Source organism: Corynebacterium aurimucosum, assembly GCF_046895345.1.
GTDB classification, from domain to species: Bacteria; Actinomycetota; Actinomycetes; order Mycobacteriales; family Mycobacteriaceae; genus Corynebacterium; species Corynebacterium aurimucosum_G.
In genome coordinates this window covers 2,284,057-2,296,278 of the sequence record NZ_CP160096.1, presented here as the reverse complement: position 1 = coordinate 2,296,278, position 12,222 = coordinate 2,284,057, and the positions used below count along the sequence as shown (strand labels likewise).

Annotated in this window: 14 protein-coding genes; 10 read left to right on the top strand and 4 right to left on the bottom strand. The window is 56.5% G+C overall.

The features are described from left to right. Positions 1-43 precede the first annotated feature (43 nt). The 7 genes from ABZS45_RS10860 to arfB all read left to right on the top strand — a co-directional run bounded on the left by ABZS45_RS10860 (position 44) and on the right by arfB (position 5,987). On the top strand, positions 44-1,423 hold the full coding sequence (locus tag ABZS45_RS10860; protein WP_412099820.1) for a GntP family permease: 1,380 nt from the start codon (positions 44-46) through the stop codon (positions 1,421-1,423). Next, a complete protein-coding gene (locus ABZS45_RS10855; protein ID WP_412099819.1) occupies positions 1,423-2,805 on the top strand; it encodes a four-carbon acid sugar kinase family protein in 1,383 nt (460 codons plus the stop codon). The genes ABZS45_RS10860 and ABZS45_RS10855 overlap by 1 nt, the downstream gene beginning before the upstream one ends. A 150-nt stretch (positions 2,806-2,955) precedes the next feature. Continuing rightward, on the top strand, positions 2,956-3,837 hold the full coding sequence (locus ABZS45_RS10850) for an NAD(P)-dependent oxidoreductase (RefSeq protein WP_412099818.1): 882 nt from the start codon (positions 2,956-2,958) through the stop codon (positions 3,835-3,837). Positions 3,838-4,206: 369 nt separating this feature from the next. Beyond that, positions 4,207-4,539 (top strand): Fic/DOC family N-terminal domain-containing protein, encoded by a 333-nt coding sequence (locus ABZS45_RS10845; protein ID WP_005530810.1) that lies wholly within the window; start codon positions 4,207-4,209, stop codon positions 4,537-4,539. After that, the gene (locus tag ABZS45_RS10840; RefSeq protein WP_296134836.1) at positions 4,539-4,925 is read left to right on the top strand and encodes a Fic family protein; all 387 of its coding nucleotides are present in this window, start codon (positions 4,539-4,541) and stop codon (positions 4,923-4,925) included. Before ABZS45_RS10845 ends, ABZS45_RS10840 begins: the two co-directional genes overlap by 1 nt. Before the next feature lie 77 nt (positions 4,926-5,002). Next, positions 5,003-5,512: a putative glycolipid-binding domain-containing protein gene (locus ABZS45_RS10835; RefSeq protein ID WP_412099817.1), complete on the top strand. Its 510-nt coding sequence runs from the start codon at positions 5,003-5,005 to the stop codon at positions 5,510-5,512. Positions 5,513-5,543: 31 nt separating this feature from the next. Further along, entirely contained in the window at positions 5,544-5,987 is a 444-nt protein-coding gene (gene arfB / locus ABZS45_RS10830) for an alternative ribosome rescue aminoacyl-tRNA hydrolase ArfB (RefSeq protein ID WP_412099816.1), read from the top strand. A gap of 54 nt (positions 5,988-6,041) precedes the next feature. On the opposite strand, the gene ABZS45_RS10825 is transcribed toward arfB, so the two are convergent. Beyond that, positions 6,042-6,302 (bottom strand): HigA family addiction module antitoxin, encoded by a 261-nt coding sequence (locus ABZS45_RS10825; protein ID WP_412101170.1) that lies wholly within the window; start codon positions 6,300-6,302, stop codon positions 6,042-6,044. A 34-nt stretch (positions 6,303-6,336) separates the two neighbouring features. Then, positions 6,337-6,564, bottom strand: coding sequence for a type II toxin-antitoxin system RelE/ParE family toxin (locus ABZS45_RS10820; protein WP_412099815.1), 228 nt, complete (start codon positions 6,562-6,564; stop codon positions 6,337-6,339). 369 nt (positions 6,565-6,933) lie between these two features. Here ABZS45_RS10820 and cmtR point away from each other — a divergent pair, with 369 nt between their 5' ends. Together cmtR and ABZS45_RS10810 are read left to right on the top strand one after the other, a co-directional pair. Continuing rightward, positions 6,934-7,293 (top strand): Cd(II)/Pb(II)-sensing metalloregulatory transcriptional regulator CmtR, encoded by a 360-nt coding sequence (gene cmtR, locus ABZS45_RS10815; RefSeq protein ID WP_412099814.1) that lies wholly within the window; start codon positions 6,934-6,936, stop codon positions 7,291-7,293. Beyond that, complete coding sequence (locus ABZS45_RS10810; RefSeq protein WP_412099813.1) at positions 7,290-9,182, top strand: heavy metal translocating P-type ATPase; 1,893 nt, start codon at positions 7,290-7,292, stop codon at positions 9,180-9,182. The genes cmtR and ABZS45_RS10810 overlap by 4 nt, the downstream gene beginning before the upstream one ends. A 491-nt stretch (positions 9,183-9,673) precedes the next feature. On the opposite strand, the gene ABZS45_RS10805 is transcribed toward ABZS45_RS10810, so the two are convergent. Further along, positions 9,674-10,399, bottom strand: coding sequence for a TIGR02391 family protein (locus ABZS45_RS10805; RefSeq protein ID WP_061925377.1), 726 nt, complete (start codon positions 10,397-10,399; stop codon positions 9,674-9,676). A 104-nt stretch (positions 10,400-10,503) separates the two neighbouring features. On the opposite strand from ABZS45_RS10805, the gene ABZS45_RS10800 reads away from it, so the two are divergent. Next, positions 10,504-10,863: a VOC family protein gene (locus tag ABZS45_RS10800; RefSeq protein ID WP_198530976.1), complete on the top strand. Its 360-nt coding sequence runs from the start codon at positions 10,504-10,506 to the stop codon at positions 10,861-10,863. A 265-nt stretch (positions 10,864-11,128) separates the two neighbouring features. Here ABZS45_RS10800 and ABZS45_RS10795 read toward each other — a convergent pair whose 3' ends face one another. Further along, positions 11,129-12,103, bottom strand: a complete 975-nt coding sequence (locus tag ABZS45_RS10795; protein WP_412099812.1) for an NAD-dependent epimerase/dehydratase family protein — start codon at positions 12,101-12,103, stop codon at positions 11,129-11,131. Positions 12,104-12,222 lie beyond the last annotated feature (119 nt).

Here is a 12,222-nt window from a genome sequence, read left to right as displayed (position 1 = left end):
TTATTGCCTTTCACCAAGTTTCTGGAACCTAGGAGGATTTCTATTGTCCCCAACAACGCTCGTGCTGCTCGGCATCGTTGCGGTAGCTCTCATTCTCGTTTTAATCATCAGAGCAAAGACCCATCCATTTATCGCGATGCTACTTGTGTCTATCGCTTTGGCACTTGCAGCGCGCGTACCGCTTTCGGAAGTTGTACCTCTACTCAAAGATGGTATGGGAGGAACACTCGGAGGTGTCGCTCTTATTGTCACGCTTGGTGCAATGCTCGGTCGAATAGTGGAAGTTTCAGGTGGCGCTGAAGTACTAGCTCGTTCTCTTGAGAAAAACTTCGGTGAGAAGCGCGCACCATGGGCACTAGGCGCTGCCTCTTTTATTTTTGGTATTCCGGTCTTTGTTGATGTTGCGACGATCGTGCTCGTTCCAATCACACTTGCCGTGGCCCGACGAATGGGTGAAAAACCAAATATGCTTGCCTATGCTTTGCCTGTAGTTACTGCTTTGCTGACAGTGCATGTAGTTCTCCCACCGCACCCTGGAATCGTTGGCGCCTCAGAGCTGATGCAAGCTGATGTGGGCATGGTTCTTTTACTCGGTATGATTCCCGCTATCGTGATGTGGCTTGTAGGCCAAGTGTTCTCAGGTTTCATAGCCAAGAAGGTTTTTTCTCCGGTGCCAGCTGTTGATAGTCAAGCCGCCGGAACTACCGCAAACCAAGACGTCGAAGTTAATGATGAAGGGGCCCCGTCAGTGGGTCTCGTTCTTGCCACGATTCTCCTCCCTCTTGTGCTCATTATGGGTGGCACCGTATCCACACTCATGCTTGATGAAGGCACCGCAGTACGGGATTTCCTAGGCTTCGTTGGTGACTCTCCCATCGCTCTTTTCATTGGCGTGATATTCGCGATTGGGGTCTTAGGTTTTGCACGTGGCTGGGGCAAAGAACAGGTAGAGGACGTTGTAGCCTCGGCACTTCCTGCTACGGCGGCAGTCATCTTGATCACTGGCGCAGGCGGGACCTTCGGCAAAGTCTTGAGTGAAACCGGTGTTGCCGATGCTGTAGCTGATTTGCTGGTGTCCACGGGGCTACCAGTGCTTGTGCTGGCATGGTTGCTTGCAGCTTTTATTCGCGCAGCCCAAGGTTCCGCAACCGTTGCGGCACTTACAACTGCCCCATTAGTGGCGCCAATGATTGCCTCCCTGGAGCTTAATGGATTGCAAGTAGCACTGGTGACTGTGACTGTCGGCATCGGCTCGATGGCATTTAGCCATGTAAATGATTCTTTGTTCTGGGTGTGGAGCCGCTACTTCCAAGTAGATACCGCATCAGCGTTGAAGTCTTACACAGTGACGACAACGATCATGTCAATAATTGGATTCGTTGTAGTTGGAGTCTTGTGGCTAGTGCTAGGAGCAATGGCGTAATGGAAAGGTATGAAGAAATGAATTTTTTTGAGGCACCATCGAGGCGTCTTCTAGTACTTGATGACGATCCCACTGGCTCACAGTGCGTTTCAAGCGTCGAAGTGGCCTTCGATACTGATCCATCTATTCCGGCCGAGGTGCTACAGGACCGAGGTTCAACGTGTTTTGTCCTCACGAACTCGCGCGCCCTCGATGAAGACACTGCCGTAGAAATCAACCGCACAATGGTGGGATCCGTAGTCGAACGCTTGGAAGACTGCCGCGGCCTACATGTTGTTTCTCGCTCGGATTCAACGCTTCGCGGCCACGTAATTGCAGAGCCAAATGCAATTGCTAATGCACTTTCAGAGCACAGCATCGAAGTAGATGGCTTTTTGTTCTGCCCAGCGATGATTGAAGCAGGCCGATTCACTAAAAATGATGTTCACTTCGCCATAGTGGACGGAAAAGCACAACAAGTGGAAGACACTGACTTTGCGAACGACGCAACATTTGGGTATTCCCACTCGAACCTTGCAGACTTTCTTGAAGAGAGGTCTGGCGGGATAGTCCGCGCAAAGGAGTGTTTCTCAATAAGTCTCACCGATATCCGCGACGGTGGCGTAGAAACGGTCAAGGCAAAGCTCGTCGAGGCGAAGAATCGGCGCTGGATAATAGTGAATGCCACCGAATATTCCGACATGGATATCGTGTCAGAAGCAGTGGCAGAACTCGAGGAACAGGGCAAAGTGTTTGTGACTCGTTGTGGCCCTTCCTTCGTTCGCTCCCTAGCTGGGCAGCGAGACGCTCAACTGATTACTTCTGATACCTTAGAAATTGATCCATCGCGCACAGCTCATGGGCTCGTCGTTGTTGGCTCACACGTAGGGCTCACGAGCCAACAGCTTGCGGTACTTCAGCAGCGAAGCAAGCTCAATGAGTTTGAGCTGCAGGTTCCTAAGCTGCTCGATTCTGGAACTCGTGAGCAGCACATCGATGAGATTTCAATGCGTGTGAGAGAAGCGCTAGCGAGTTCCGATTGCGTCCTGTATACGAGTCGAGAACTGATTAGGACAGAGTCAAAGACTGAATCTCTCGCGATCGCACGACAAGTCTCTGATGCAGTCGTTGCAGTGGTGCAAGCATCAAGGGAAGCACGTCCAGCCTGGATCGTCGCCAAGGGAGGTATTACATCCCACGAGGTCGCGGCTTCGGGCCTCGGGATTCAGCGCGCAAAGGTCCAAGGTCAGTTTTATGAGGGGCAGATTAGCTTGTTTACTGCTACTAAAGCTCCCGAAGACGTGATCGGAGTACCGTACGTAGTTTTCCCGGGAAATGTAGGAGGTAAGGAGGCTTTGGCAGAGGTCGTTGAAAGGCTACGAGCTGCCACGACAGATGCCTAGGATTTCCTTTTCTCACTAAAGAGAAGGGCCACCCTTAGTCCGCATATCAAAAACTGCGAATCTATCCGATGGCTACATACACCGAAAGTAGATTACGTGGAAAATTTCACAGTACCTACCAACTTATTATTACACTCAAAGGAGTTTTAAGTGCGCACCACTCCAAAAGTTGCCTGGATCGGGCTCGGCGCCATGGGAGGGCCAATGGCCCTCGCAACCGCATCAGCTGGATTGAGCGTCACGGCATTTGACGTCCAGCCCTCTTCACTCGAATCAGTAGCACCTCAAGTGAGCGCTGCCTCTAACGCTCGTGAGGCTGTTTCTGGTGCCGACGTCACCGCGATTATGGTGGCAACTGGAGACCAGTTGCAATCTGTCCTATTCGGCGAAGAAGGAATTTCCCCCCACCTTTCTCAAGGTTCGGTAATTCTCATCATGGCTACAGTCGGCCCGAAGGCCATCGCACAAGCTGTTGATGGCCTTGCTGGTACAGGTGTACATGTCGTTGACGCACCAGTGTCTGGCGGCGTCGCACGAGCAAAAACAGGGGATCTACTGATGATGGTGTCTGGCGACAGTTCCGCTGTGGCCGTAGTTCAGCCACTTCTGGATGCAATGGCGTCAAACGCCCCCGTAGTCGGCAAACGTCCTGGCGACGGCCAGCGTTTCAAGATCGTAAATCAGCTATTGTGCGGCGTCCATATCGCAGCTGCTGGCGAAGCACTAGCTCTAGCGGATTCGATGGGACTAGACGTCTCCCAGGTGCACAAGGTACTTGGAACAGGAGCTGCAGCTAGCTTTATGTTTGGTGATCGAGGGCAAAGGATGGTTGATGAGGCCTTTGATGAGGTGCGTAGTGCACTCGATATCTTTGTGAAGGATATGGGACTAGTCGGGGAAGCTGCACGAGAAGTACACCAAGAAGTACCACTCGCAGTTACGGCGGAGCAACTATATATCAGAGGACATCGCGAGGGAGTGGGTCGTAAGGACGATTCGATTGTCTTTAAACTTCTACGCGGCGAACACTGATGAGTGCTGAAATCCACTAATTGAACGCTTTTCAAGCGTTCGCGGACGAGCACTAATACGACTGCATCTCGCTATTTAACGCCGCATCAGCTTTAACAAGGCTATCTTTGGAAAGATTTTCACCACAGGTGAGAGAAACACACTGCCAACAACCTCAGTGTTTAAGAGTTATCTAGCGCCTGAATCCCAATGAGTGGTTGGATAAGAGTTATCCAACCACTCATTTGCTGTCTGACGAATGGATAGCCTCTACAAGCCTCACTACGTTACCGAGAACTGGATCCCCGAATCAGGCTCCGGCATTCCCCGGCGCGATAAGGCCGGAGGCCCTTTTTAGGTCTATGTCCCTGACCATCTTGTAAGTAAGGCATGGAGTTTTCCCCAGAGCTCACCAGCCGGGCAGCACGTATCGAGCGAGAGATCTTGGATCTCAACCGTCATGCTGCTTCTGGCCAGTTGGAGTCTGTGGCCCGCTTACTCATGCGTTCTGAGGCGATTTCTTCCTCACGCATTGAAGGTATTGCGCCCAACGTCGACAAGGTTGTCCTCGCAGAACTCGCCCAAAAGGAGGAAGTCCGCGGCTTTAAGGAAAGCGCGGAAGAGGTTGCGCGTAACCTCACCGTTCTGTGTTCCATTGAGAAGAGCTTTGCCACCGAACCAACATCTCCATCGGCCTTCTTGAAAAGCTCCAAAGAGAGTTGATGGGGGAGAAGGGCTCTATCCCCACTGGTCTTCGCACTATTCAGAACTGGATTGGTGGAAGTAACCACACACCCATTGGGGCCGAGTTCATCCCAGCGCCCCCACGTCTAGTCCATGACCTCGTGGACGACTTATGTCTTTACCTCGATGGCGCTTCGCACGGTGCTCTCATCCAGGCCGCGATTGCTCACGCTCAATTCGAAACGATTCACCCATTTGCAGATGGCAACGGCCGTGTGGGCCGTGCTCTCATTCATGGGATTCTTCTGCGTCGCGGACTTACTGAATACACCATTCTGCCGGTATGCCTCGTCCTCGGTACGTGGTCCAAATCGAAAGCTACCTGCCTTTTCGCACCATCAAGCGTGGGAAAATCCTCACCATGAAGCGCACGTATAAGTGGGAGCATGTCGAGATTCCCCTCATCCGGAACTAGGCCGCAGTTCATTTTTTAAGAGCCGGTTTGACCGCTTCCGGAGTGCAATACGGCGATGGATACGAGGCCACGTGGGAGCTGCGCGCCGCGGAGAACTGGGTGACTGAACGTGTGTCGGTGAACGTTGAAGGCGACGGATGGGGGCGAAGCCTCGAGCTGTTTAGGTCCGAGCAAGGCGTGTGGTCGGCGGAAACCAATGAAGAGGGCGCCCAGCTTGAAGATCTGCCCTCCCCCGGTATCGTCCAGTCAGCCGACCTGAAAGGCGCACTCGATTGCGCTCTCGGTCTGTGCCCTCTCACCAACACAATGCCTATTCGTCGCTTGACGCTGCTTGAGACTCAGGTTCCGAAAACGCAGCTGATCATGGCTTGGATTGATATACCGTCCCTCCAGGTGATCGCATCAGACCAGTACTACAGCTCCGTCGATGCTGAAACTGTCCGATATGAAAGCGGAACACGGGGAGTCGACGTCGAGTTGGAGGTCGACGGTGGCGGCGTGGTCGTACACTACCCTGATCTCGCACGGCGGGTCTGATCCGGAAACATCTCTAACTAAGCTGGGCGGTATGAACGACCTGACCATCGCGCCTGGCCCAGGGATCCCCGGGGGTCTGGTCATCGTCGCCGCCGACCTGACGGAGCGGTTCGCGAAGTCGTCGGGACCAGGTGGCCAAGGCGTCAATACTACGGACAGCAAAGTGCAGCTTTCCGTCGATATCGCTACGTGCTCATCGCTTTTCGACGCCCAGCGTCGCCGCGTCCTTCACAACCTCGAACACCGCCTGGACGGCACAGTGCTCACCGTGAGCGCGTCGACGCAGCGCTCGCAGGTCCGTAACCGCACCGAGGCGCGAGAGCGCATGGCCGCCCTCTTGCGTGAGGCGCTCGCTCCGCTTCCTCCTCCGCGGCGCAGGACCAAGCCGACGCAGAGCTCGGTGCGACGCCGTCTCGAAGCGAAAAAGCGGCGCTCGGAACTCAAGTCCACGCGACGGCGGCCCCAAATTCCCTAGTTCGAACCATCCGCGTGCATATCCTCACGCTGACGGACCTGGTTCGGGTAACCGCTACGCTGAGACAGCTTGGACCGGTTGAATCCGCTCGATTTCCGAGAGGATCTTGTCTTCCGTCACGTCCAAGTCATATTGAGCCTGTAACCCGAGCCAGAACTGGGGGCTCATCTCGAAAAACTTCGCTAGACGAAGGGCCGTGTCAGCGGTTACAGCGCGCTTACCGTGAACAATTTCGTTGATCCGGCGGGGCGGAACGCCGATGGAGACGGCGAGCTTGTGCTGGGTGATCCCCATTCCTTTGAGGAAGTCCTCCATGAGGATCTCACCGGGGTGAACCGGAGGGAGCTTGTCAGTGGTAGTCAACGATCTCAACCTCCTCTGGCCCCGCGGCGGACCACCGAAAACAGATCCGCCACTGGTCATTGATTCGAATACTATGTTGACCCCTGCGATCGCCTTTGAGCGCCTCAAGCCGGTTTCCCGGGGGAATCCGTAACTCATCAAGAGTCTGCGCGTACCCAAGCTGGCGCAGCTTCCACAGACGCTCAGTGTCCTTGTCAGCGAACGACTGGATCATGCTTCACCCTATCCCCCATAACGCGAAGCATCAATAACGCTACACGTTAAATTTGAACTCCACGGTATGTTGTTGCAAAGTTACTATCTCGTTAGCCTGCAACAATCAGAAAACTGTAATTACGTCAGCACACAGAGAACATATGGGCGCATGGAAACACGTAAAGGTTTTGCGGGATGGCGTAGACGTCAACGTGAAGATTCTGAGAACCTCGCCGCCCACGTCGCTCCCGCGTTGGGTGGCAGCCGAACCACAAAGGATCAGTCGTCTTCTATCCCATCGACTAATTCCTGCAGGTCGCAGGACCTACGCGTAACCGTCAGTTCAGTACATTTTGAATAGTTCAGCACACGTTGTATTGTTCAGTACATGCTGACTATTGCTTCACGCCTCGACGTCATGAACCGGCTCGGCCGGGCCATGGCTGATCCGACGCGTTCCCGAATCCTGATGACCCTACTCGACGGTCCGGGCTACCCGGCCGAGATTTCGCAAAGCTTGGATCTGACGCGCTCGAACGTCTCGAACCACCTGTCCTGCCTACGCGATTGCGGCATCGTCGTCGCTAAGCCGGAGGGCCGTAAGACCCGCTACGAAATTGCCGATCCGCACCTCGCGGCGGCGCTCGAAGCGCTGGTCAACGCGACGCTGGCCGTCGACGAGAATGCCCCCTGCATCGACACTGAGTGCTCGGTGCCCGGCTGCGGCGAGAAAGGAACGGACGCATGAGTTCAGCATGTGGATGCGAACACGAACCCGCCACGGAGATCGAAGAGCTCGATCGGCCATGGTGGAAGGACCCCGAGCTACTGCTACCGATCTTCTCCGGCGTAGCCCTCATTACAGGACTGGCGCTGGACTGGTCCGACTTGGAGACGCCCGCAACGGTACTGTATTGGCTTGGCCTGCTGTTGGGCGCTTACACGTTCGCACCTGGAGCGATCCGGAACCTTGTCACGAAGCGCAAGCTCGGCATTGGCTTGCTTATGACGATCAGCGCGGTCGGCGCGGTGATCCTTGGTTTCGTCGGAGAGGCCGCGGCGCTGGCGTTCCTGTACTCGATCGCCGAGGCACTTGAAGATAAGGCGATGGACCGGGCCCAGAGCGGACTGCGGGCACTGTTGAAGTTGGTGCCACAGACCGCGACCGTGCTGCGCGACGGCACGGCGGTCGAGGTCACTGCGAAGGACCTTGAGGTTGGCGAGCTGATGCTCGTGCGCCCCGGGGAGCGGATCGCCACGGACGGCATCATTCGGTCCGGACGCTCCAGCCTTGACACCTCAGCGATCACCGGAGAATCCATTCCGGAGGAGGTTGCGCCCGGCGACGAGGTACCCGCGGGAGCGATCAACTCCGCCGGTGTGCTGGAGGTCGAGACGACCGCAGCTGGAACGGACAACTCACTGACCACACTCGTCGACCTCGTCGAGCAAGCGCAGGCGGAGAAGGGTGACCGCGCCCGGATCGCCGACCGGATTGCCCAACCCCTAGTGCCCGGGGTGATGATCCTGGCGGTGCTGGTCGGCGTGATCGGCTCGCTGTTGGGCGACCCCGAGACTTGGATCACCCGTGCGCTGGTGGTCCTGGTCGCAGCGTCGCCGTGCGCGCTGGCAATCTCCGTGCCGCTGACGGTCGTGGCCGCGATCGGCGCGGCCAGCCAGTTCGGAGTAGTCATCAAGTCCGGCGCGGCGTTCGAGCGACTCGGCGGCATCCGTCACCTAGCGGTAGACAAGACCGGAACCCTTACCCGCAACCAGCCCGAGGTTACCGGAGTGGTCCCGGCAGACGGATTCGATCGGGCGCAGGTGCTTTCCTTCGCGGCGGCGGTTGAGCAGCAATCGACGCACCCCCTCGCCGCGGCGATCGTGGCAGCGGAGCCCGACGCGCCCACCGCCTTGGATATCAGCGAGGAAGCCGGTCATGGCATCGGCGGCACCGTCGAAGGCCGACGGGTGCTGGTCGGCAGCCCCCGATGGATCGACGCCGGGCCACTGAAGGCGGACGTTGAGCGCATGGAGTCCGAAGGCCAGACCTGCGTCCTAGTCACCGTCGATGACGCTCTCGCCGGGGCGATCGGGGTGCGCGACGAGTTGCGGCCCGAGGTGCCCGATGCCGTGCAGTCCCTGCACGACAACGACGTGGAAGTGAGCATGCTCACCGGTGATAACACTCGCACCGCTCGGGCGCTGGCTGAAATCGCCGGAATCGACGACGTGCGCGCCGAGCTGCGACCGGAGGACAAGGCAAGCATCGTCGCCGAACTCTCCTCCAAGACGCCGACGGCGATGATCGGCGACGGCATCAACGACGCGCCGGCACTGGCGGGCGCAACGGTGGGCATTGCGATGGGAGCAACCGGCTCTGACGCCGCGATCGAGTCCGCTGACGTCGCCTTCACTGGCCACGACCTCCGGCTGATCCCGCAGGCGCTGCAGCACGCCCGCCGAGGCAGCAGGATCATCAACCAAAACATCGTGCTGTCTCTGGCCATCATCATCGTGTTGATGCCACTGGCGATCAGCGGTGTACTGGGCCTGGCCGCCGTCGTCTTGGTACACGAAGTAGCCGAAGTCATCGTGATCTTGAACGGCCTGCGGGCTGCACGAGCGAAACGCTGAGGCTGTAACCGGCAAGTCTTATAAGGGTTAAACCACGCGCCGAACGCACACACACGTTGGACCAGGCGAGTCATTCGAGTTCACCACCTGGTCCTTCTCGATGCGTGCAGGCACGGGAACTGTGGGTGAACCTAATAGTTCAACGGCCCGATAACGCTTGCAGATTCTTCACACGAGGTAGCGGAATGGACCGAGGCCGAACGAAAACCGGAGTTAGAGACAGCGCTCTTCAACATACCCCCAATAACGCGAAACGTCATTAACGCCTCGCGTTACACGTTGAACTTGAACTCGACGGAGTGTCGTCGCTATTTAACGTGTGCGAGGATCATTTCTGGACCCCACCCCACTCGCTGGCATGAACCTTGCACACAGCCACGGCGATGGTCCCGGTACGGCCTTGCCGACTGAGCGCCCGGCACCCCCATCACAGACGTTCGTGCTCCACATCCTTCGCTCAAAGCAGACTGCTATTCCGTAAACCGATGTAGTCACCCCTCCAGGACGGTAGCCTTATCAACCCAGCGAGCCAATAGACTGAAAGCCGCGAGCTGCTCCAACGCGACTTGCTCCTCACCACCGTCGTGTGGAACATGCATCCCGGGATTGCGGATAGCCGCGTACAAGCCCTCTGCAAAGGCGCGGGCGCCCCGATGTAGGTTCTCAAACGTCTTACTGCCATCATTTTCCATAAGCCGAAGGCGCGGCACATTACGCTTCGGATCATGGAGTGAAAACGCCTCATTGAAAAGTGCTGTTTCAGATATGTCTAGGCGGTTCAGTTTCGCTTGGGTCTCTGCATTGATGCGGATGGCAGCCTGCATCACGGCTTGATGGTAGTGCCCATGATTCCAGTAACCCTTGCCATTCTCCCACGCCCACGGATGCAGATTGGCTGCGTCTAAGTCTGGCGTGTTGTCTCCGAGCTTTTCAGCGAGTTCAGACCTACGTTCAAGCACTGTCTTGGCCCGGGAGGCTTGGTCCCTCAGCCAGCTATACTCCTTGTCCTGGACTGGGAGTCCTTGTCTCCACCCGGGAAGCGCTCGGTCAAGGATCATTTCAACGACGTGGGCACGTGCCGCAGCCTCAGTCGGCGATCCGCTCATAACGGTTCCAAGGTAGGCGATGCCCGGGCCCATGTCGGGGACTACCTTCTCTGTGACTTGCAGGAACGCGTCTATCTCATTGATCGCCCACTCGGGGTCTAGCTCGGCCATGCCTCCATTATGACGTATGGGGCTGACATGGCCGGAGAGAACTGTTCTGATACCCCAACCAGAAACACCCCTCGTTATTGCAGGCGCGCTAACGCGCGCCCACAATGGAAACCATGAGCGACGCCAACTTCATCATCCGCCAAATCACCTTCGACTGCCACGATCCGTCTAGGCTCGCCGAGTTCTGGGCGGTCGCAACCGGCTGCGAAATCGCCGCGGATTACGGCGATTTCGTGATGGTCGATTCGACCCCGGCGCTAGGGTTTCAGCGCGTTGAGGATCCCACGCCTGGCAAGAACCGCATGCATATCGACGTTGGCGGGGCGGAGCGCGAATCCTTGGTAGAGCGCCTCAAAGACCTAGGCGCTACCGAACTCACCACCCACGAGGCGCCGGGATTGGTGTGGACCGTCATGCAGGATCCGGAAGGCAACGAGTTCTGCGTGGGCAACCTCGGGGCCTAGCTACAAATTGAACTTAAACTCGACGGAGTGGCGAAAGAAGGCTACCTCACTCAGTTGCAAGCGATTCGAGAAGCCGAAAAGTGTGCCGCAAGGCGTTTCCTGCTCGGAAAGGCAGCCTCCGCAGGCTAGATCGTTCCGCGTCATGAAGAGCTAGCACCGCCGAAGTCCCCCTCAAGTCAGATTCGGACTCATTCTCACAGTCAGTCGCGGAACGAAAACCAACTTAGTACGGTCCCGACTGCAACTAAAACTGTTCCTGCCGAAACTAAATGCCATCTTCTAACCGCTGGCGAAGCACGACTTCCTCTTCATCGCTGAGCCCAGCGAGTCTTTCCCCCTGCTGTTCTTCTTCGAATCGCAGCGCATCCGCCAATGTTTCTTTCAACGGGCGAATCTGCAGGCCAGCTTCGTAGGCTGTGGCGCAATCGAGTAGCGCGATGTTGCGAAACTGTTCACCTGGTACCCACAATGGCAACGATTTTGGGCCCATCCACGGGGTTACATCATTAGCGAGAAGCAGTTCATCAGAGCAAGGTCGCTCCGTAGCCTCCGATGCGGTTAACTCACGCGAAATCTTGAACACATCGGACAAGGAAGTAGCAAACCCCGTGGCGTTAAAGGTTCCGAAAGTTCCAACTTCTGCAGACTCAACTATCCAGTCTGCAAGGTCTTTCACATCGATCATAGCGACGGGAAACGCCGGGTCTGGGACGATCACGTTCTCACCCGTGGGATGCGCGAAGCGCCACGGATAGTAACCACTGCGCCCTGTTTCGTCGCCGTAGCCGGCGATCAGACCGGGTCGAACTACCAGTACCGACCTATTTATGTTGCGATAAATCGTTTCGCAAGCAGACTTTGCGGCCGGGTACTGCCCCATGTTCTCCATGTAGTCAATTTCAAGCGGAGTGACTACGGAATCAGACTCGGAAGAAATACTTCCTTGGTCCTCATATACGCTGCTCGAAGACACAAATATACGATGCTTGGCCTGGAGTTTCGCCGCCGCATCCCGCGCATGCTTCGGCTGACTCGTCAGATCCACAACGGTGTCCCAAGTTTTCCCCGCAACCTCATCGTACGCACCGTCACGGTCACGGTCTGAACTCACAAATTCGGCTCCGTTGGGAACCTTCCCGTTACCCCGTGCAAGGCAAGTAACTTGATGCCCCCGCTCAACTGCCGCAGACGCAATGTGTCCTCCAAGGAAACCGGTACCACCGAGCAATAAAAAGTTCATGTCACTAGTTGTACACGAAACCTTCTCACACGTGACCAGTCCTAATCCCAGCGCATCCAAGCTGGAATAAGATGTCAGAGCAGGATTACCCCACCATCTGTCAGAGCTTCTTATTCGGC